Here is a 20143-nt window from a genome sequence, read left to right as displayed (position 1 = left end):
CCCTTCTGGCAGCGCGGGCACCGTCTAAAGGTTCCCGTCAGGTTGCGTGAGGCTCAGGCCGCAGCCCGGCGGTGCGCGGCGTCGGGCACGTTGCGGACGAGGACTACCCCCGCCAGGAAGAACAGCGCGGCGATCCCGAAGACCAGGGTGTAGCCCAGGTTGCCGCCGTGCGCGTTGCCCCAGTCGAGGAGGGCCCCCTGCGGCGCGCTCGTCATCTGCGGGGCCACGAAGGCGACGTGCCAGATGCCCATGTCGCGGGCGTAGCTGCTCGCGCTCGGCATGGCGTCGCTTCCCAGCGCCCAGTCCACGCTCGTGAAGGCCCCGAAGCCCACCCCGAACCCCACCGCGAGGGCGAGCGCGACCGGGTAGGAGGGCGCGACGAGCAGCGCCAATGCGGCGGCGGCCATCACCCCGCCCGCCACGTAGATCACCGGCTTGCGCCCGACGCGGTCACTCACCCGCCCGCCCACGAGGGCCGAGGCGATGCTCCCCACGATGATGCACACGAGCATGACGCTGGTGCTCGTCTGAGCGTCGCGCTGCCCCAGCACGTCCGCGTTGTAGTACTGCAAGAAGGGCTGCACGGAATACTGCCCCAGCGCGAACAGCACCCGCGTCACGAACACCCAGAAGAAGGGCTGGTGCGCGAAGAGTTCCCGCCAGGAGAGGGTCGGGCCCTTCGCCGTTTGGACGACGGGCCCCGCCGACTCCGGCACCCCCCGCAGGGTGATCAGCGCCGGGATCAGCAGCACGGCGGCGATGAGCGCGAAGGAGACGAGGACCGGCAACTTGAGGAGGCCGATCACGAACGCAGCCACCGCCCCCAGCAGTTGCCCGACCGCCTGGAGCAGCGCCATCACGCCGCTGTAGCGTCCGCGCTCCTCCGGGGGCACGAGTTGAGGGATCAGGGCGCTGTAGGGCGCCGTCGCGTAGTTGTTCCCGAACTGCACGAGCAGGAAGCCCAGCACGTACACCCAGAAGCCTCCCACTCCCGTCAGCGAGGTCGCCGCGAAGGCCATCACCGCCAGGCCCGCGAGGTTGACCCCCACGCCCAGGCGGATGTAGGGCACCCGCCGACCCGTGCGGTCGCTGTGAGCCCCGACGAGCGGCGGCAACACGAGGGCGATCAGGGCGCCGACGAGGAGCAGCACGCCGAGGTAGGTTCCCTTCTGCCCCTCGCCCACGAAGCGGACCACGTTGGCGGGCAGCAGGATCAGCAGCAGCAGCAGCCAGTGGAAGGCGGTGCCGAACCAGAAGGCGGACAGCACCCACGGGCTGACGCGCGGGGACGCGGGGGAGGGGGTCGTCATCTGGAGCGAGTATAGGCGCGTCTTCATGGCCTTTTTAGGTATCCGGGGAGGTGTGGGGCGCACAGCAGTTCGGCGGCGGAAGCGCGCGGCACACTGCCTCCCATGAACCTCGAAGATGCCCTCCTCGCCTTCCGCGCCTCCTTCCACTACGACCACCCCGACGGCCTGAGCATCGAGCCCCGGGTCGAGGGCCAGACCCTGCGCGTGGAGGTGCGCCACCAGGACGTGAACGCCGTGCGCGGCTTCGACGTGGTCGCCGAGCCCCTGGAGAGCGAGGAGCGCGACGCCGTGCAACTCGGCGAGGACGTGGCCCGTGTGGTGGAGCAGGAACTGATGTACGGCCAGTTGCCCGGTCAGCACGACGACGGCTCCTTCAAGCGCGTGGTGGTCTGACCCTCAGGGGGAGGGACAGAACGCTGTGTGCTTCTGCTCCCCCTTCCTGTGCCTGGTCGATCAGGCCCGCTGCGGCAACCCGTCCCAGAAGGTTTGCAGGTCGGCTGCCAGTGGGACCTCCGCGACGAACTGGGTCCCGGCCCAGGGAAAGGCTATTCTCGCGGCGTGCAGGGCCTGCCGGGGCAGCAGCAGCCGCGCTGTCAGTTCCAGCGTCTGCCCCGTCTCCATGAAGTCGAGGAAGGCCTGCGGGTCGCGCCCGTAAATCTTGTCCCCCACCATCGGCAGCCCCAGGTGAGCGAGGTGGGCCCGAATCTGGTGCAGCCGCCCCGAGCGCGGGTAAGCCTCGACCAGCGTGAAGCCCGCCCGCCGCCCCACCACCCGGAAGTCGGTGACGGCGGGCCGCCCGTTCGGCACGACCGCCTGCCGGATCGCCACCCGGTTCGCCCCACCTAACCCCAGGTCGCCCAGCGGCGCGTCCAGCGTGCGCCGTTCCCATCCCGGCTCCCCGTGGACGACGGCGAGGTAGGTCTTGCCGACGACATGCTCCTTGAAGAGGGTGAAAAAGCGCCGGGCGGCGTCCTGGTCGCGGCTGAGGAGTTGCGCTCCGCTCGTCTCCCGGTCGAGGCGGTGAGGGGGCGCGAGGTTGGATTCGCCCGTCTCCGCCCGCATGAAGGTCAGCACGTCGGGCACGTCCACCCGGGCGCGTACCGGATGAGTCAGCCACAGCGCGGGCTTGTGGATCACGTAGAAGTCGGGGTGCTCGACGACGACGCGCGGCTTCTCGGTGGGTGGGAGAAGGGGGGCGCGGGAAACGGGCAGGGTCACCCTCAGACCTCCCACACCGAGCGGTAGGGGCGGTCCTTCAGCCGGGCGGCGAGGTCCACCCCGCGCTCGACCGTGCGCGTGAGCCGTTCGGCCAGCCACTCGCCCGGCACCCCGTCCGCCGCCCACTCGGCGGAGGTGGCGTAGGCAAAGTGCGGGTTGATCACGCACCGGAAGTCCGTCATCAACCCGAAGGCGAAGGCCCCGTGGCTGAGGTAGCCGTGACCCAGCCCGCCCGACACGAGGAAAGTCACCACCCGGTCGAACCACGCGCCGTTCAATCCGCGCTCGGGGTCGGTGCTGCCGGTGAGTTCGACCAGATTCTTCACGCCCGCCCCCAGCCCCCAGTTGTACACGGGCACGTCGAGAAACACGCCGTCCGCCTCCCCAATGGCCCGGTGGTACAGCTCGGCGTTTGGGTGGGCGTAGCAGGTGTCGTTGTCGAAGAGGGGCAGCGGCGTGTCCCGCAGGTCGAGGAGGGTGACCGTGTGCCCCGCCTCGCGGAGCTGCGCCGCCGCCAGCCCGGCCATCCAGCGGCTGCGGCTGACGGGGTCGAGGCTGGTCGAGAGCACGGTGAAGCGCAGCGGCGGGGTCACGGGGGGCAGGGTAGCAGGGGAAGGGCCGCCCCACAGACGCTCCCCGACATTGTGGCGAGCGTCGCTCTCTTCCGGAACGTTAAACGTCGATGAGGTACACCCTCGCCTCGCGCCTGTTTACGATCCTCTGAATGACCTGACAACTCAGCCCCGGCACGTCCCGCCCGTGAATCCCGGCCCCAGACCGAGCCCTTCAGGAGACGCCATGACGCTCGCCAGTTCCGTCTTCAGCGTGACCCCCTCGTCCCCCGAGCGCCTGCGCCGCCTGCCGACCACCGCGCGGCCCATCGTGAATGCCGACGACATCCTCGTGCCCGAGGGGTACAGGGTCGAGGCCGTGCTCGTCGGCCTTTCCATGCCCACCACCCTCACCTTCGGCCCGGACGGCACTCTCTTCATCGCGGAAGGCGGCAGCACCTGGCCCACCCGCCCCACCCTGCCCCCGCGCCTCCTGACCCTCAGCCCGGAGGGGGAGTTGGACGTGTTCGCCACCGAGGACCTCGCGGGCGTGCGTGGCATGTCCGTGCGGGACGGGATGCTCTACGCGAGCGCCAAGGGGGGCTATTTCTCGCGCCTGGTGCGGTACGACCTCCAGACGCGCGAACGTACCCTGATCCTGGAGACGATGCCCAACGGTGGCTGGCACGAGCCCGCCGGACCCATCTTCGGCCCCGACGGGCTGATGTACTTCGGACAGGGCTCGGTGACGCTCCAGGGGGTCAACGGCCCGGCGGACTTCACCGTGGATATCGCCAAGCACCCCCGGGCGCACGACATCCCCGGGCAGGACGTGATCCTCACGGGCGCGAACGACTGGAGCCGCGACCCCACCGCGCCGTACCCCTTCCTCACCGAGACCGGGCCCTTCAAGCCCTACGGCAGCCGGGCGGAGAAGGGCGAGGTCGTCAAGGGAGAACTCTGGTGCAACTCGGCGGTGTGGCGCGCGAAGCCCGACGGCAGCGAGGTCGAACTTCTCGCCTGGGGCATTCGCAACCCCTGGGGCCTGACCTTCGACGAGGAGGGCGACCTGTACGTGGCCGACCTGTGCATGGAGGAAAAGGACCCCCGCCCCGTCGGGCAGGACCCCAGCAAAGTCTGGCGGGTGAAGAACGCGAGAAAGCCTCACGGCACGGTGGAGACGCCCGAGTGGTTCGGCTTCCCCGAGATCGCGGGGGACGGTCTGCCCGTGTGGCACGAGAAGCACCATCCCCGGCGCGGCCCCGTCGCCCAGCCCCTGATCGAGAACCCGTCGCCGTGGGCCGGGCCCGCCGTGTACCTCAACGACCCGCACACCGGCAACGGCAAGATCGAGTATTGCGGGTACGACGGGTTCGGTCGGCGCGGAAAGCTCTTCCTCTGCCAGTTCGGCACCTACTGGCCCCTGAACTCCCTGCGCGACGAGCACCAGAACAACGGCTTCAACGTGGTCGCCATCGACCCGGGGACCGGGGAGGCCGAGAATTTCATGCGCAACCGCGTGCCCGGCCCCGCCTCCGCCCACCCCGGGCAGGGAGGACTGGAGCGGCCCGTGGACTGCGCCTTCAGCCCGGACGGGCGCAGCATGTACGTCCTCGACTTCGGGGTAAACGCCGCGAACAAGCGTAACGTCGTCGCCTACGCCCATACCGGCGTGCTGTGGCGCGTGACGCGGCTGTAAAGGGGAAACCGTGACTGCCCTGAATCTTCCACAACCGCTCGCCATCGAACTCGACGAGGCGACCTGGAACGAATTCCTCGACCGCTCGGAACGCTGGTTCGGCCAGGTGCGCGCCGCCCAGGCCTCCTTCCGCAAGCTCGCCGAGGACGTGCTGGGTCAGATGCACGAGCCGCACCTCCGCCAGCTCATCAAGGAGGTCGTCGTCACCGCCCGCAGGCACGAAGAACAGGTGGACGAGCTGTACCGCGTCATCGGTCGGGAACCGCCGAGCCCCAGCCTTCTGAGCGTGGGCGGCCAATTGCTGAGCAAGGGGCAGGAGGCCCTGGGTGCCCTGCAAGGGCTGGCGACGGGCGCCCAGGGCTGGTGGGACGACCTGCACCAACTGTTCTTATCGAGCCTGAACTCCATCAGCGCCTTCTCGGCGGCGGAGCAACTGGGGTACGCGCTGGGCATCCGCGAGATCGTGGACATCGCCTTCCCGATCTCGCTGGAGAAGTTCAAGCAGCACCGCATGATCCAGGAAATCCTCAACGAACTCGTGCCCCTCGCCATCCTGTACCGCACCGGGGTCTAGAGCGGGCATGAGACGTTACTGGGCCGTCCTCGGCGGGCTCGTCGCCTTCTTCCTGGCTCTCTTCCTGGTGGTGGAGGCGCTGGGTGTGCCGCTGCTGACCGACCCCTCGCCCTATCTGCGGGGGGGAGGCGTCACGGCGGGGCTCGTCGGCGTCGCCCTCCTCGTCGTGGACGTGCTGCTCCCCGTGCCGTCGAGCCTGGTCATGATCGGGCACGGGGCGCTGTTCGGCGTGTGGCTGGGCACGCTGCTCTCGCTTTTTGGGAGCGTAGGGGCGGCGTTGCTCGGTTTCGCTATCGGGCGGCGGGGTGGGCCGTGGCTGGCCCGCGTGGTCCCGCCAGAGGGGAGGGAACGGAGCGAGGCGTTGCTGCGCCGTTGGGGCCTCCTCGCCATCGTCGTCACGCGCCCCGTGCCCCTGCTCGCCGAGACGGTGGCGGTGCTCGCGGGCGCCTCTCCCCTGGGGTGGCCTCAGGTGGCGCTCGCCGCCGCCCTGGGGGCCCTCCCCTCCGCCCTGCTGTACGCGCTGGCGGGTGCGACGGCAAGCGGTATCGGGACGGTCTGGGTCTTCGTGGCGGTCGGGCTGATCGCCGCCTGCTTCTGGCTCGTCGGTCGTCGGCTGGAGCGGTCCCTGGTGTGGCGGGCGCGACAACCGCGCTGAGGGGGAGCCCGTTTTGCTCGGAGTGGGTCGCGGCATGCCCCCTCCACTCCCGGCCTAAGCCATCCGGCGCACGGCCTGCTCCGGGCAGCACCCTTACGCTGCTGGGGGACAGTCGGGACTCCCCGGCAGTTCAGGCCTCGGGCCCGAAGGGGGCAGGCGATGAAGCTGAACCACCTCAACCTCACCGTCACGGACGTTAGGGCGACCCGCACGTTCCTCGAAACGTATTTCGGGCTCAGGGGGCAGAGAAAGAACAACGACCACATGGCCTTCCTGTCCGACGGCAATGGGACCTTGATCAGCCTGTTTCGTGGCGAAGACGTTCATTACCCCGAGACCTTCCACGTCGGCTTCATGCAGGCGAACCCGGAGGCCGTGAACGAGATCAACCGGCGGCTGCGCGAGGGCGGTTACGAGGTGGAGCCCCCCAGCCGACAGCACGGGTCCTGGACCTTCTACTTCCGCTCGCCGGGCGGCTTCGTCATCGAGGTGCTGTGCTGACCCCTCCCGGGTCGGCCGCGTTCTCGTAAGCCTGCCTAAGCCACCCGGCGCACGTTCCTCCCCGGGGAGCGTTGTTATGCTCCTCCCGTGCCGTTCGACGCCCGCGCCCTGTCTGCCCTCGATTTCCCCCGCATCCGCGACGCCCTCGTCGAGCGCAGCGCCACGCCCCTGGGGGTGGAGCGGGCGCGTGCCCTGCTGCCGCAAGGTGACGGAGGCCGCATCGCGCGCGAGCTGGACGAGGTGGAGGACGCCCTCTTCGGCGTCAGCCTCTCGCTCGGGGGGATTCAGGACATCCGCGAGCTGTACGCGCGGGCGGTCGAGGGCCGGGTGCTGGCGGGGCAGGAACTCCTGAACGCCGTCTATTCCCTCGACGCCGCGATGAGCGTCAAGCGGGCGATCAATGCCAACTCCCGGGGGCCCCTGCGCGAGGTGGCCCTCGGTCTCGGGAACCACGGCGAACTCGTGCGGCGGGTCCTGACGGCCATCGACCGTGATGGGGCCGTGCGCGACGACGCGAGCCACCGCCTGCGCGACCTGCGGCGGCGCATCGAACCGTTGCGGGGCCGCATCCGCGAGCGGCTGGCCGCCACCCTCGACCGCTGGGCGGACGTGCTGCAGGAACACATCGTCACCATCCGCCGCGACCGCTACGTCCTCCCCGTGCAGGCGAGCCGGGTGGGGCAGGTCCAGGGCATCATCGTGGACGCCTCGGCGACCGGGCAGACGTATTTCGTGGAGCCCGCGACCGTCACGCCGCTGAACAACGAACTCGCCCGGTTGATCCTCGACGAGGAGGCCGAGGTCCGCCGCATCCTCACCGAGCTGTCCGGCCTCCTCGCCTCCGACGCCGAGGTGCCCATGACCCTCTCGACCGTGGGCGAACTCGACCTGATCGCCGCGAAGGGGAGACTGGCGCGTGACTGGCGGCTCAACCGCCCCGAGCCCGCGCACGACCACACCTACGAGCTGCGGGAAGCCCGCCACCCCCTGATCGAGAACCCGGTGCCCAACGACCTCGAACTCGGCGAGACGAAGATGCTCCTGATCACCGGGCCGAACATGGGCGGCAAGACGGCGACCCTCAAGACGCTCGGTCTCGCCGTCCTGATGCACCAGTGCGGGATGTACGTGGCCGCCTCCAAAGCCCGTCTCCCCGTCGTGCGTGACGTGCTCGTGGACATCGGCGACGAGCAGAGTATCGAGGCGAGCCTCTCCACCTTTGCCTCCCACCTCAAGCACCTGCGCTTCGTGCTGCGGCACGCCTCTCCCGACACCCTCGTCCTCATCGACGAGCTGGGCAGCGGCACCGACCCCGGCGAGGGCGCGGCGCTGGCCCAGGCCCTCATCGAGACGTTGCTGCGGCAGGACGCGCGGGGCATCATCACCAGCCACCTCTCGCCCCTGAAACTCTTTGCGTTGGAGACGCCCGGCCTCAAGAACGCGAGCATGGGTTTCGACGTGGAAGCCCTCGCGCCCACCTACCAGCTTCAGGTCGGGCAGCCGGGCCGCTCGTACGCGCTCGCCATCGCCCGGCGCATGGGACTGCCGGAGGACGTGCTGGGCCGCGCGGAAAGCCTCCTCGGCCCCGACGCGGGGTTGATGGAGCGGATGCTGGAAGGGCTGGAGCGCGAGCGCGCCGACCTCGCCACTCAGCTCGAAACCACCGACGCCGCCCGCCGCGAGGCCGAGGCCGAACTCGCCCGGGTGCGCCAGGAGCGCGAGACGCTGGAGCGGCGCCGCAACGAGATGCTGGCGGAGGCCGCCCAGAAGGCCGAGAGCCTGTACGCCGACGCCATCGAGCGGGTCCGCACCCTGCGCGCCCGCGCCCAGGAGGACAGCGCCCGCCCCCGAGTCATGCAGGAACTGCGCGAGCTGCGCTCCGCCGCCCAGAAGGCCCGCCCCGCCCCGCCTCCCGCCCGCGAGGAGCGCGGCGATCCCATCCGCGTCGGCAGTCGGGTGGACGTGCCCGCCTACGGGTCGAGCGGCCAGGTGCTGGAGCTGCGCGGCGACGACCTCGTGGTGCAGCTCGGCGTGATGAAGGTCGGCGTCAAGCGGCGCGACGTGCGGCTCCAGCCCGAGGCGAAACCCAAGGTGGCCCGCTCGTCTTTCGGCGGCACCGCCCCCGCCAATTTCGAGAAGGAACTCCAGTTGCGCGGAATGGGCGCCGAGGAGGCCGTCGAGGAACTTCGCACCGCCATCACCGAGGCGCACGCCCTCAAGGAGACGCCCCTGCGCGTCGTCCACGGCAAGGGCCAGGGCGTCCTGCGCCGCCTGCTCCGCGACTACCTCAAGACCGACAAGCGGGTGGAGAGCTACCACGACGCCGAGGCCAACCAGGGCGGGCACGGGGTCACCATCGTCAACGTAAGAACCTGAGGCCTCCCGTCAGGCAGGAATCAGGCTGAGGTGGTAGCCGGACATTATCTGTGACATCTCTGTAAGAAACAGGGGCTTTGTCTAGACCGGCACATGGCCCAGCTTGGAGTTGCCCTCACGATGCTGGGGTGGTCAACCGTTTTCCTCGCCTCCTGAAGGCCGGGGCCGCCGCCCTGGCGCTGACCTCGTCTGCTCTCGCCGCTGCTCAGCCGGGGCCGCCCACGCTCGGCGGTTTTCACCTCCCCGCCAATTACATGTCGCGCTTCTCGACGACGGAACTCCTCGCCTCGAACGAGGTGGGGTTCGGGGTGCGGTACTTCCCGCTGCCCTTCAACCAGGACATCCGGGTTTCGCTCGCGAAGCAGCCGAACTACTGGGAATACAACCTCAGCACGCGGGCGAACGACACGACCTTCGCCGTCGGCGTCTTCGACAACGGGGCGACGGCGGCCGCCGGGATTCCGCGCCTGGAGGTGACGCACGACCCCTTCAAGGGGGTGCAGTACAGCGGCCGACTCCAGGGCAACACGGCCTACTCGCGCTTCACGGGCGGCTACGCCTTCACGGTCGCGCAGGACCGCGTGCGCGTCCTGAACAACGTGGGCGTGGCCTACGACTACCAGGGCGGTGACCGTGAGGTCGTGGCGCCCTACACCCAGACCGAAGTCGGCGGGGGGTACGGCCGCTCCTTCGGTCGTCTGAACACGTATGTCGGGGGCACCGCCCGCGCGTACACCTTCCCGGTGCAGCGGCAGGCGCAGGGCAGCCTGGACGTGAGCGTCGGGGCGAACATCACACCCGTCACGGGGCTCACCTTCGACGGCTCGCACCTGGAGCGGTTCGCGGTGGGGAAGGTCGCCGTGGACGACCTGAACTACGCCCGTTACCAGGAGTCCAACTTCAGCGTGACCTACCGCCTGCCCGTGGGGTCCACCCCGCCCGCCTTCACCCTAGGCGCCGTCCGCACCCGCGTGACCCGCAGGTGGACGGACGACTACACCGCCGTGCGCGGCGACGTCCTCTTCCGGGTGGAGGCGCTGCCCACCCTCGTCGGCCCCAGCATCGGCTACGAGTGGCCGCGTGACCGCAACGCCAGCCGCTGGCTGCTCAGCGTCTCGTTCCTGCCCAAATAGGTCTTTTCCGGGTGCGCGGGTGGGCGGTCGCGCTGGGGCCGTCCACCCGCGTCCCGTTCGCCCCGGCCGCTATACCCGGGGAGGGGGAGGTCACCCCCCGCCGCCCTGTCTGACGGGAGTGTCATCATTCCGTTGTCAGCGAAACGGGGCTGTGGCAGAATGCTGGGCAACTCCCAGCGTCCCTTTCCCATTTTCTCACCCCGGCAACAGAGTGGAGGCCGCAGTGGTACACGCGACGAGACAGGTCAAACTTACCCGTGAGGGCTACGCCCGGCTGGAGCGCACCCTGGAGCAGGAGCAGCGGCGCCTCGCCGAGGCGACCCGCATCCTGCAAGAGCAGATGGAGACGAGCGCCGACAACGAGGACACCGGCCTGGAGGACGCCAAGCGCGAGAAGATGGGGATCGAGGCCCGCATTGAGGAACTCGAAGACACCCTCGCCCGCGCCTCCATCATCGAGGACCACGGCCAGGAGGACCAGATCACCCTGGGGGCCGTCGTCGCCCTCGCCAACGAGACCACCGGCAAGGATATGCGGGTGCAGGTCGTCAGCGTGCCCGAGGCGGCGGTGCTGGGCGGCACCGTTCCGCGCATCAGCGAGGACAGCCCGGTGGGCCGCGCGATGATGGGCCGCAAGGTGGGGGACTCCTTCGTGGTGAACCTCGGCAACGGCAAGCAGGTCAAGTACCGGGTGAAGACGGTCGAGTACTGAGGCAAGAGGCAAAAGGTCGGAGGCAGAAGGCGCGGGGGTGGCCTTCTGCCTTCCGCTTTCTGCCCTCGACCTCCGGCCTCCTATACTCCCCCTCATGTCCGACGCGCCTTCTCCCGACTCCCGCCGCGAGGGCCTGCACGAGCAGACCGTGAGCCGCCTGAACAACCTCGACGCTTGGCGCGAGGCGGGGTTTGAGCCCTTCCCGTACCGCTTCCCGCAAACGCACCACGCCCGCGACTTGATCAAAGCCCACCCCCCGGGCGAGGAGGGCAAGCTGGAGCCCGGGCAGGAGTGGCCGGGGGAGACCTACTCGCTGGCGGGCCGGGTCACCCTGATGCGCCACATGGGCAAGGCGGCCTTCGCCGACCTGGGTGACGAGGACGGGCAGATACAGCTTCACTTCAGCAAGGGGGACACCGAGCATTTCGAGGCGACGAAGCGGATCGACCTCGGTGACATCATCGGCGTCACGGGCTTTCCCTTCGTCACGCGGACGGGGCAGCTCACGCTGCGGGTGCGGTCCTGGCAGCCCCTGGTCAAGAGCCTGCATCCCCTCCCCAGCAAGTTCCACGGCCTCCAGGACGAGGAGTTGCGCGCCCGCCGCCGTTACCTCGACCTGATGGTGACCCAGGGCGCGCGGCAGAAGTTCCAGGCCAGGAGCCGCATCATCCGCTACCTGCGCAATGAACTCGACCGCCGGGGCTTTATCGAGGTGGAGGGCCCCACCCTCCAGGTCACGGCGGGCGGCGCGGAGGCCCGGCCCTTCCTGACCCACCACAACGCCCTCTCGCACGACTTCAAGTTGCGGATCAGCCTAGAGCTGTACCTCAAGCGGCTCCTGGTGGGCGGCTTCGAGCGGGTGTACGAGATCGGGCGCGTCTACCGCAACGAGGGCATCGACCGCACCCACAACCCCGAGTTCACCATGCTGGAGCTGTACTGGGCCTACGTGGACTACACCGAGATTGCCCGCCTCGTCGAGGAGCTTCTGAGCGGGCTGGCCCGGGAACTCCACGGTTCTTACACCTTCGAGTCCGGGGGCAAGCCGCTCGACTTCACCCCGCCCTTCGCCCGGGTGGACTATGTGGGGTCGCTCCGCGAACACGTGCCGGGGCTCGACTTCGACCCGTTGGACCTGGGCCGACTGCGCGCTTTTGCCGACGCCCAGTTCCCCCAGTGGAAGGACGTGCCCGCCTACAAGCTGCTCGACAAGCTGTTCGGCGAGTTCGTGGAGCCCCTCCTCGTCAATCCCACCTTCGTGATGGACCACCCGGCGGTGATCAGCCCCCTCGCCAAGCGCCACCGCACCCGCCCCGGCCTTACCGAGCGGTTCGAGGTGTTCTGCTCGGGCTTCGAGCTGGCCAATGCCTTTTCCGAACTCAACGACGCCTTCGACCAGCGCGACCGGTTCGAGGCGCAGTCGGCCCGCCGCGACGCCGGGGACGACGAGGCCCACGCCCAGGACGAGGACTTCCTGCTCGCCCTGGAGTACGGAATGCCGCCCGCCGGGGGCCTGGGGATCGGCATCGACCGCCTCGCCATGCTCCTGACGGGCAGCGACTCCATCCGCGACGTGCTGCTCTTTCCCCTGCTGCGCCCCGAGGGCCAGGACAGTGCGGGGGAAGGAGCGGAAAGCGAAACCCCCGGAGGCTGAGTCGAGGCTGCCCGAAGAAATTTGTAAGAACGACGGGGATAGAACTGCAACGTCAGGGGCCGAGGGCTGTCCTCCGGCCCCTCCTGTTACCCAGGTGGTAGCGTCACGCGTTGGTTTGTTCTGTTGACAAACAAAAAAAAGTAAGGCAGGATGAGTGTTGTAATAAAACTTCCTCAAGCACGCTCTGTGGAGACCCTAGTCTCCCGCCCAGACGTTCGCCTCGCTGTGTAGTGCCCGTGGAGTTCTCGTGACGTACCGTACGCCCCCACAAGACACGCTCGACCTGGCCGCGATCCGTGTCCGGCACACACTGCTCCTGCTGGGGCTGCTGTGGCAGGGCGACCGGGCGCGGGTGGACCTGGCGCGGGAGCTGGGCATGTCGCGCAGCGCGATCAGCTCCATCGTGAGCGAGCTGATGGATGCGGGACTGGTGTGCGAGACGGGGCCGCGCGCCGCCCAGGGTGGGGGGAGCGGGCAGGCGGGGCGCCGCGCCACGATGCTCGCGCTGAATACCCGCGCCGCCTTCCTGCTCGCCCTCGACCTGGGGGCCAGCCACGTGCGGGTGGACCTGCTCGATCTGCGGTGCAAGACGCTCGCCAGCCGCACCGCCGTCCATGACATCGCGTGCGGCCCGGCCCCGACCTACGCGCTCGTGGCGGGGCTGACCCGCGAGGTGCTGGGCGAGTCGGGCGTGGTCCGCGAGGCGGTCGTGGGGGTGGGCGCGGGAGTCCCCGGGCCGGTGGACCACGCGACGGGCGGAGTGGTGCAGCCTCCCAACATGGGCGGCTGGGACGGCGAGAACGTGACGGCCGGGCTGGGGGCGGCGCTGGGGCTCCCCGCCCTGGTGGAGAATGACGCCAACCTCGGGGCGCTCGCAGAGGCCCGCTTCGGCGTGTACCAGGGAGAGCCCGACCTGATCTACGTGAAGGCCGCGACGGGGATCGGGGCGGGCGTGATGCTCGGCGGGAGGCTGCACCGGGGCGTGCGGGGCGGCGCGGGCGAGATCGGCCACATCAGCATCAACGAGCGGGGGCCGGTGGGCCGCAGCGGCAACCCCGGCAGCCTGGAGAGCTACGCCGCCGGGCAGGTGCTCGTGGAGGTGGCCCGTGCCCGCCGCGCCGCCGGGGCGCCGAGCACCCTGCCGGGAGGCCTGACCCTCGCGGACCTGATCGCCGGGGCGAACAGCGACTCCCTCGCCCGCGAGGTCTGGGCCGAGGCGGGTCACCACCTCGGTGTGGCGATCAGCACGGCCCTCAACCTCTTCAACCCCGGCGCGGTCGTGATCGGGGGGCGGCTCACCGGGGCGGGGGAAGTCTTTCTGACCGCCATCCGGGAAAGTGCCCTGAGCCGCACCCTGCGAGTCAACGCCGACCACACCCCCATCGAGTTCAGCTCGCTCGGCGCGGACGCGGGGGTCCTGGGCGCGGGGGCGATGCTCCTCGACCACCTCTTCACGCCCGCCGGGCTGCGCCACCTGTGCCGGATCGCCTCGGTGGGCCGCAGTCCGCCCCCGACTCCCCGACGGTCCACGCCCACCCCACCCCACCCCTTCTTCTCCCTTGGAGGAACCCTATGAAGCGTAGTTCTGTCAAGAAGGCCCTGCTCATCGCCGCCGCCCTCACCGTGACGGGCACGGCCTCCGCCGCCGGGAAGCTCGAAATCTTCTCCTGGTGGTCCGGTGACGAGGGTCCGGCCCTCGAAGCCCTCGTCAAGCTCTACAAGCAGAAGTACCCCTCGGTGACCGTGGACAACGCGACCGTCTCGGGCGGCGCGGGCACGAACGCCAAGGCGGTCCTCAAGACCCGCATGCTGGGCGGCACGCCCCCCGACTCCTTCCAGGTCCACGCCGGGCAGGAACTCATCGGCACCTGGGTCGTCGCCAACCGGATGGAGGATTTGAGCAGCCTCTTTAAGTCCGAGGGCTGGAACAAGGTGTTCCCCCAGGACGTGATCACGCTGCTCTCCGCCAAGGGCGGCATCTGGAGCGTGCCCGTCAACGTCCACCGCTCCAACGTGATGTGGTACAACCCCGCCAAGCTCAAGGCCTGGGGCGTCACCGCGCCCAAGACCTGGGCCGAGTTCCTGACGACCTGCAACACCCTTAAAGCCAAGGGCGTCGCCGCGCCGCTCGTGGTGGGTGAGAACTGGACCCAGCAGCACCTCTGGGAGAGCGTCATGATCGGCACGCTGGGGCCCCAGGGCTGGCAGAACCTGTGGTCGGGCAAGACCAAGTTCACCGACCCCAAGGTCGTGCAGGGCTTCACCACCTTCGGCAAGGTCATGGACTGCGCCAACAAGGACGCTTCCGGCCTGAGCTGGCAGCAGGCCTCCGACCGCATCGCCGACGGCACGAGTGCCTTCAACATCATGGGTGACTGGGCCGCCGGGTACTTCACCACGACCAAGAAGCTCCAGCCCAACGCGGGCTTCGGCTGGGCCGCCAGCCCCGGCACGAACGGCACCTTCGTGATGCTCGCCGATTCCTTCGGCCTGCCCAAGGGCGCCAAGGACCGCGCCGAGTCCCTGAACTGGCTGAGGCTGCTGGGCAGCAAGCAGGGCCAGGACGCCTTCAACCCGCTCAAGGGCTCCATCGCCGCCCGCACCGACTCCGACCTGAGCAAGTACAACACCTACAGCCGCTCGGCCGCCGCCGACTGGAAGCGCAACAAGATCGTGGGCAGCATGGTGCACGGCGCCGTCGCCCCCGAGAGCTTCACGAGCGCCTTCGGCGCGATCATCGACCAGTTCGTCGCCAGCAAGAACGCCCAGGGTGCGGCCGCCGCCGCCCAGCAGCTCGCCACCCGCGCGGGCATCGGCCAGTAACAGCGAGTACGCGGTACGCGGTACGCAGGGCGCGGGAGCTTTCACCGCGTACCGCGTACCGCTTCCTACGGCCCGAAAACGAGGTGAAGTTCGACGTGAAAGGCCTCTCCCGCGACCGTCTGTGGTCCATCGCCGTGCTGCTCCCGAGCGTCGTGCTGCTCGCGGTGTTCGTGTACGGCTTCATCGCGCGCACGGTGTACGTCAGCATGACCGACTGGGGCAATGACCCCGCGCAGGCGCTCGCCGTCAACCCGATCATCCGCTGGGTGGGGTTCGCCAACTACCAGGAACTGTTCACCGGCTTCCTGCAGGGCCGCTTCCGGCAGGAACTCGTCAGCACCATCTTCTTCACCCTGTTCTTCATCCTGGGCTGCCTGGCGCTGGGGCTGGGGCTCGCCTTGGTGCTGGACCGCAATCCCCGGGGCGAAGGGCTGTGGCGCACGATCTTCCTCTTCCCGATGAGCCTGAGCTTTATCGTGACGGGCACGATCTGGCGCTGGATGCTCCAGCCGCAGGGGGGCGTGAACCAGTTCCCACAGGCGCTCGGCCTGCCCGCCGGGAATTTCAGTTGGCTGAGCAGCACCGAGGGCATCTGGAAGTTCGACTGGAACGCGCTGCCGCTCATCACCGCCTCGGTGGTCGGACTGGTCCTCATTCTCCTCGCCGTCCGTGCCGCCCGCGCGGGGGACCGTACCCGGGCCATCGTCTCCGGTGTCTGCGCCGCGCTGCTCCTGGGCTGGGCGCTGCTCGTCGGGCCGAACGTGAGGCTCCTCCCCGCCCCCGAACTCCACGGCTTCAACCTCGCCCTCATCGGCATCATCATCGCCGCCGTGTGGCAGATGAGCGGGTACACGATGGCGCTCTACCTCGCCGGGCTGCGCGGCATTCCCGAGGAGCTGCGCGAGGCCGCCAAGGTGGACGGGGCGAGCGACTTCGGCATGTACCGTCACGTCATCTTCCCGCTGCTGGCCCCCATCACGCTGAGCGCCATGATCATCCTGGGGCACATCAGCCTCAAGATCTTCGACCTGGTGTATGCGATGGCGGGGCCCGACAACACCTACACCTCGGTGCCCGCGCTGAACATGTACCTCACGTCCTTCCGGCAGAACCAGTTCGCGCTGGGTGCGGCCATCGGGACGATTCTGCTTATTCTGGTGGCGTTCGTGATCGTGCCGTATTTGAGCAGTTCGTTCCGAAGTGAGGAGGGCCACGCATGACGACCACCGTTCCCGCCACGAAGGCGGCTCCCACGCCCACCTCCGGCAAGTTGGGGCTGCGCCGGGTTGGGCTCTACGTCCTGTTGGTGATCGCGGCGCTGTTCTTCCTGCTGCCGATCTACCTGCTGATCGCCACGGCGCTCAAGTCGCCCGACGCCATCAACCTCGCGACGACCTGGCAGTGGCCCCGCGCGCTGAACTGGGCCAGCTTCGCCGACGCCTGGGGCAAGATCGGCGGGAACATGCTCAACAGCCTGTTTCTCGCGGTGGTCGCCACGATCCTCTCGGCGCTGCTGGGGAGCCTGAACGGCTACGCGCTGTCGAAGTGGCGGTTCCGGGGCGCGAACACGCTCTTCGCGCTGATGCTCTTCGGCATGTTCATCCCGTACCAGGCGGTGTTGATCCCCCTCTTCCAGTTCGTGAAGTCGCTGGGCCTGTACGGGTCGATCTGGGGCCTGATCCTCGCGCACGTCGTGTACGGCCTGCCCATCACCACCCTGATCTTCCGCAACTACTACGCCGAGGTGCCTGACGCGCTGGTCGAGGCGGCCACCATCGACGGGGCGGGCTTCTGGAGCATCTACCGTCAGGTCATCTTTCCCCTCAGCGTGCCCGGCTTCGTCGTCGTGATCATCTGGGAGTTCACCCAGGTCTGGAACGAGTTCCTGTTCGCGGCGACGCTGACGAACACGAGTTCTCAGCCCGTCACCTACGCCCTCTCGCAGCTCGCGGGCGGGCAGGCGGTGAGCTGGAACCTGCCGATGGCGGGAGCGATCCTGGCCGCCCTGCCCACCCTGCTCGTGTACATCCTGCTGGGGCGCTTCTTCGTGCGCGGCCTGCTGGCTGGGAGCGTGAAGGGGTAACCCACCCGCCGTTTTCCCGTCGGCACGCCTCCTCCGCCTGGAAGGGGCGTGCCTTTCTTTGGGCCGGGTTCATCCTCCTGCGGGGAAGGGGGATTTTCCGGTGTTCGCCCCGAAGCTGACGGGGTAGACTCCCCGGTACGCCATGCCGAGTCCCGATGCCCAGGTCGCCCATTCCCAGGTGGTCTTCGTCGTTTCCCACGACCGCTCGCGGGCGGCCCGGCTCGCGACCGCGCTGGGGCAGGTCCAGATCGTCGAGGTCCCCGACGCCGAGATGCTGCTGCGGGAGGCCCACGTCCGTCCACCCGCCGTCGTGCTCCTGTACGCCGACACGCCCGGCGTGCCCCTCGCCGAGGTGCTCCCGCTGCTGCGCCAGCGGGCCGAACTGGCAGGCACCCGCTGGCTCGCGGTGGGCACACACGGCCTGGGTGCCCTGCTCGCGGCGGGGGCCGACGCCCTGATCAGCGACACGACGGCGCCCGACGCGCTCGCCCTCCAGGTTCGCACCCTGCTCGCCCGCGCCGCCCAGCACCGCGACCTGGAGGGCCGCCTCGGAAGTCTCCAGCGCCGCATCGAGACCTGGGAGCACGAGGAGCGGGTGCGCGACCAACTCGTGCACATGCTCGTCCACGACCTGAAAAATCCCATCGCCGCCGTGATGGGTCTGCTGGAGGTCGTCGAGGAAGACGACCGGGTGCCCGACGACAGCCGCGAACTCGTGAAGATCGCCCACGACGAGACCCAGCACTTGCTGCACCTCGCCGTGAACATGCTCGACGTGCGCAAGATCCAGGCAGGCAAGATGAACCTGCGCCCGGAACTGATGTTCAGCCCGATGTTCGAGGAGGTCATCGAGCAATCTCGCGGCGACGTGGGCACCGGCCTGCGCGACCGCCAGGTCCGGGTCGAGGTCGCCCCCAACCTCAGCCCCGCCCGCGCCGACCCCGAAATCCTGCGCCGGGTGCTGGCGAACCTGCTCAGCAACGCCCTGAAGCACACGGGCACGGGCGGCGTCATTCACATCAGCGTCCGTAAGGACGGCGACGAGACGCTGATCTCCGTCCGCGACGACGGCGAGGGGATTCCCGCCGAGGACCTTCCCAACCTCTTCGCCGCCTTCGAGCAGTCGCGCCTGACGCTGCACGGCCGCTTCGACACCGGCATGGGTCTGGCCTTTTGCAAGCTCGCGGTCGAGGAGCACGGCGGAAGTATCTGGGTCGAGTCCGAGCGCGGCAAAGGCTCCACCTTCACCTTCACCCTGCCCCCCGCCCAGGACGCGGAGGATGACGACTTCGTGGAACTGCTGAGCTAAGGAGTTAACCTACCAAGGCACCGGGCGGCGCGGGCAAGCTGAGCCTGCCTTTGAAGTTTCAATCCTCAGCCCACCCGAAGGCGGGCTGCAACCAGGAACGTAGTCCAGTGCGTGCTCAGCGGCTCCGGGTTTCAATCCTCAGCCCACCCGAAGGCGGGCTGCAACGAGTCCGACCATCCCGCCCCCTCGCCCCCAGACAAGTTTCAATCCTCAGCCCACCCGAAGGCAGGCTGCAACACCGGCCCAATCGGCTGATCAAGGAGCTGCTCAGGGTTTCAATCCTCAGCCCACCCGAAGGCAGGCTGCAACTCGGGCGCTGGACCGGCGAGGTGCGCGTCGAGCAGGTTTCAATCCTCAGCCCACCCGAAGGCAGGCTGCAACTACGCCCCAGCCACCCGGACGGCCATGTCCGGCGAGTTTCAATCCTCAGCCCACCCGAAGGCAGGCTGCAACGCGCGGGGGTCTTCCAGGACGGTGGTGTTGATGTTGTTTCAATCCTCAGCCCACCCGAAGGCAGGCTGCAACTCGTGATGATGAGTGATTGCCCCTCCTCCGGGGTGTTTCAATCCTCAGCCCACCCGAAGGCAGGCTGCAACCGCGCAGATCAGGCTGCCCCTCGGCCCCGTGGTGTTTCAATCCTCAGCCCACCCGAAGGCAGGCTGCAACACCTTTACCCCTGCGGGGGGTCCGCTGACCACAGCAGTTTCAATCCTCAGCCCACCCGAAGGCAGGCTGCAACCATCTCCTCAAGTGCCTCCCGCGTTTCACGTGGTTTCAATCCTCAGCCCACCCGAAGGCAGGCTGCAACAAGGCGACGCCATCGTTCAGGCTCAGCCGATCATGTTTCAATCCTCAGCCCACCCGAAGGCAGGCTGCAACCTGGGGGATCGGCTGAGGGGAGCGCACCGCGAAGTTTCAATCCTCAGCCCACCCGAAGGCAGGCTGCAACCCAGGCCTCCGACCCGCGCGTTTTTGTCTACAAGTTTCAATCCTCAGCCCACCCGAAGGCAGGCTGCAACCAGACCCCCGCGCCGGTCCCGATGCACACGGGCGGTTTCAATCCTCAGCCCACCCGAAGGCAGGCTGCAACCTCCGTGAGCCAGGTGGAGACGAGCTCACACCGGTTTCAATCCTCAGCCCACCCGAAGGCAGGCTGCAACATGACCTCGGCCCACACCCCCGCCGCGTTCTGGCGGTTTCAATCCTCAGCCCACCCGAAGGCAGGCTGCAACTTCCTGCGCTTCCTCAAGTCGGCCATTGACCGGTTTCAATCCTCAGCCCACCCGAAGGCAGGCTGCAACCCACCTCCGCCGCTAAGAGCCTCGCCGAGCAACAGTTTCAATCCTCAGCCCACCCGAAGGCAGGCTGCAACGCCTGGGGCTGTGCCGTGGTGAGAGTCGCGTTACGGTTTCAATCCTCAGCCCACCCGAAGGCAGGCTGCAACCTTGTCGCTGCCCTGCTTCCACTCGTACCCGCTGACGTTTCAATCCTCAGCCCACCCGAAGGCAGGCTGCAACCCCAGTAGGAGCGCTCGCTGGGCGCCAC

The 20143-nt window shown here is 68.7% G+C and carries 17 protein-coding genes and 1 CRISPR repeat array (1 of these 18 cut by a window edge); of the genes, 14 read left to right on the top strand and 3 right to left on the bottom strand.

The genetic code is table 11. From position 1 onward, the window contains the following. Window positions 1-53: 53 nt before the first annotated feature. Window positions 54-1310 (bottom strand): MFS transporter, encoded by a 1257-nt coding sequence (locus tag DAETH_RS09525; protein WP_264774663.1) that lies wholly within the window; start codon window positions 1308-1310, stop codon window positions 54-56. A 102-nt stretch (window positions 1311-1412) separates the two neighbouring features. On the opposite strand from DAETH_RS09525, the gene DAETH_RS09520 reads away from it, so the two are divergent. Then, window positions 1413-1703, top strand: a complete 291-nt coding sequence (locus DAETH_RS09520) for a hypothetical protein (protein WP_264774662.1) — start codon at window positions 1413-1415, stop codon at window positions 1701-1703. Between the two features lie 60 nt (window positions 1704-1763). Here the strand turns inward: DAETH_RS09520 and DAETH_RS09515 are convergent, their stop codons facing one another. Next, window positions 1764-2528, bottom strand: coding sequence for an RluA family pseudouridine synthase (locus tag DAETH_RS09515; protein ID WP_264774661.1), 765 nt, complete (start codon window positions 2526-2528; stop codon window positions 1764-1766). Window positions 2529-2530: 2 nt separating this feature from the next. Continuing rightward, window positions 2531-3121 (bottom strand): NADPH-dependent FMN reductase, encoded by a 591-nt coding sequence (locus tag DAETH_RS09510; protein ID WP_264774660.1) that lies wholly within the window; start codon window positions 3119-3121, stop codon window positions 2531-2533. Window positions 3122-3326: 205 nt separating this feature from the next. Between DAETH_RS09510 and DAETH_RS09505 the strand changes: the two genes are divergently transcribed. The 13 genes from DAETH_RS09505 to DAETH_RS09445 all read left to right on the top strand — a co-directional run bounded on the left by DAETH_RS09505 (window position 3327) and on the right by DAETH_RS09445 (window position 18598). Continuing rightward, the gene (locus DAETH_RS09505) at window positions 3327-4778 is read left to right on the top strand and encodes a PQQ-dependent sugar dehydrogenase (RefSeq protein ID WP_264774659.1); all 1452 of its coding nucleotides are present in this window, start codon (window positions 3327-3329) and stop codon (window positions 4776-4778) included. A 10-nt stretch (window positions 4779-4788) separates the two neighbouring features. Beyond that, window positions 4789-5352, top strand: a complete 564-nt coding sequence (locus DAETH_RS09500; protein WP_264774658.1) for a hypothetical protein — start codon at window positions 4789-4791, stop codon at window positions 5350-5352. A 7-nt stretch (window positions 5353-5359) separates the two neighbouring features. Continuing rightward, window positions 5360-6007 carry a VTT domain-containing protein gene (locus tag DAETH_RS09495; protein WP_264774657.1) on the top strand — a complete coding sequence of 216 codons (648 nt, stop codon included), beginning with the start codon at window positions 5360-5362 and terminating at the stop codon, window positions 6005-6007. 159 nt (window positions 6008-6166) lie between these two features. Next, complete coding sequence (locus DAETH_RS09490) at window positions 6167-6508, top strand: VOC family protein (RefSeq protein WP_264774656.1); 342 nt, start codon at window positions 6167-6169, stop codon at window positions 6506-6508. An 87-nt stretch (window positions 6509-6595) separates the two neighbouring features. Further along, the gene (locus DAETH_RS09485; RefSeq protein WP_264774655.1) at window positions 6596-8884 is read left to right on the top strand and encodes an endonuclease MutS2; all 2289 of its coding nucleotides are present in this window, start codon (window positions 6596-6598) and stop codon (window positions 8882-8884) included. A gap of 128 nt (window positions 8885-9012) precedes the next feature. Further along, on the top strand, window positions 9013-10017 hold the full coding sequence (locus DAETH_RS09480) for a hypothetical protein (protein ID WP_264774654.1): 1005 nt from the start codon (window positions 9013-9015) through the stop codon (window positions 10015-10017). A gap of 223 nt (window positions 10018-10240) precedes the next feature. Next, a complete protein-coding gene (locus DAETH_RS09475) occupies window positions 10241-10729 on the top strand; it encodes a GreA/GreB family elongation factor (protein ID WP_264774653.1) in 489 nt (162 codons plus the stop codon). A 94-nt stretch (window positions 10730-10823) separates the two neighbouring features. Beyond that, window positions 10824-12383, top strand: a complete 1560-nt coding sequence (gene lysS / locus DAETH_RS09470) for a lysine--tRNA ligase (RefSeq protein WP_264774652.1) — start codon at window positions 10824-10826, stop codon at window positions 12381-12383. 247 nt (window positions 12384-12630) lie between these two features. Next, window positions 12631-13959 (top strand): ROK family protein, encoded by a 1329-nt coding sequence (locus DAETH_RS09465; protein ID WP_264774651.1) that lies wholly within the window; start codon window positions 12631-12633, stop codon window positions 13957-13959. After that, a complete protein-coding gene (locus DAETH_RS09460; RefSeq protein WP_264774650.1) occupies window positions 13956-15206 on the top strand; it encodes an ABC transporter substrate-binding protein in 1251 nt (416 codons plus the stop codon). Before DAETH_RS09465 ends, DAETH_RS09460 begins: the two co-directional genes overlap by 4 nt. Window positions 15207-15301: 95 nt before the next feature. Beyond that, window positions 15302-16426 carry a carbohydrate ABC transporter permease gene (locus tag DAETH_RS09455; protein WP_264774649.1) on the top strand — a complete coding sequence of 375 codons (1125 nt, stop codon included), beginning with the start codon at window positions 15302-15304 and terminating at the stop codon, window positions 16424-16426. Then, on the top strand, window positions 16423-17289 hold the full coding sequence (locus DAETH_RS09450; RefSeq protein ID WP_264774648.1) for a carbohydrate ABC transporter permease: 867 nt from the start codon (window positions 16423-16425) through the stop codon (window positions 17287-17289). The genes DAETH_RS09455 and DAETH_RS09450 overlap by 4 nt, the downstream gene beginning before the upstream one ends. Window positions 17290-17431: 142 nt before the next feature. Further along, window positions 17432-18598: a sensor histidine kinase gene (locus tag DAETH_RS09445; protein WP_264774647.1), complete on the top strand. Its 1167-nt coding sequence runs from the start codon at window positions 17432-17434 to the stop codon at window positions 18596-18598. Between the two features lie 55 nt (window positions 18599-18653). Further along, a CRISPR array of direct repeats spans window positions 18654-20143; the repeat unit is 37 nt; unit sequence GTTTCAATCCTCAGCCCACCCGAAGGCAGGCTGCAAC; it runs 2707 nt beyond the window's last position.

It is taken from the genome of Deinococcus aetherius (assembly GCF_025997855.1).
Classification (GTDB): domain Bacteria; phylum Deinococcota; class Deinococci; order Deinococcales; family Deinococcaceae; genus Deinococcus; species Deinococcus aetherius.
Note: the sequence above shows the minus strand (reverse complement) of the source record. Positions and strands in the feature narration are given on the sequence as shown.

Excerpts from the sequence above, each read along its gene's own strand:
- DAETH_RS09520 (WP_264774662.1), top strand. The coding sequence starts at position 1,413 with ATGAACCTCGAAGATGCCCTCCTCGCCTTCCGCGCCTCCTTCCACTAC.
- DAETH_RS09445 (WP_264774647.1), top strand. The coding sequence starts at position 17,432 with ATGCCGAGTCCCGATGCCCAGGTCGCCCATTCCCAGGTGGTCTTCGTC.
- DAETH_RS09450 (WP_264774648.1), top strand. The coding sequence starts at position 16,423 with ATGACGACCACCGTTCCCGCCACGAAGGCGGCTCCCACGCCCACCTCC.
- DAETH_RS09495 (WP_264774657.1), top strand. The coding sequence starts at position 5,360 with ATGAGACGTTACTGGGCCGTCCTCGGCGGGCTCGTCGCCTTCTTCCTG.
- DAETH_RS09490 (WP_264774656.1), top strand. The coding sequence starts at position 6,167 with ATGAAGCTGAACCACCTCAACCTCACCGTCACGGACGTTAGGGCGACC.
- DAETH_RS09505 (WP_264774659.1), top strand. The coding sequence starts at position 3,327 with ATGACGCTCGCCAGTTCCGTCTTCAGCGTGACCCCCTCGTCCCCCGAG.
- DAETH_RS09525 (WP_264774663.1), bottom strand. The coding sequence starts at position 1,310 with ATGACGACCCCCTCCCCCGCGTCCCCGCGCGTCAGCCCGTGGGTGCTG.
- lysS (WP_264774652.1), top strand. The coding sequence starts at position 10,824 with ATGTCCGACGCGCCTTCTCCCGACTCCCGCCGCGAGGGCCTGCACGAG.
- DAETH_RS09460 (WP_264774650.1), top strand. The coding sequence starts at position 13,956 with ATGAAGCGTAGTTCTGTCAAGAAGGCCCTGCTCATCGCCGCCGCCCTC.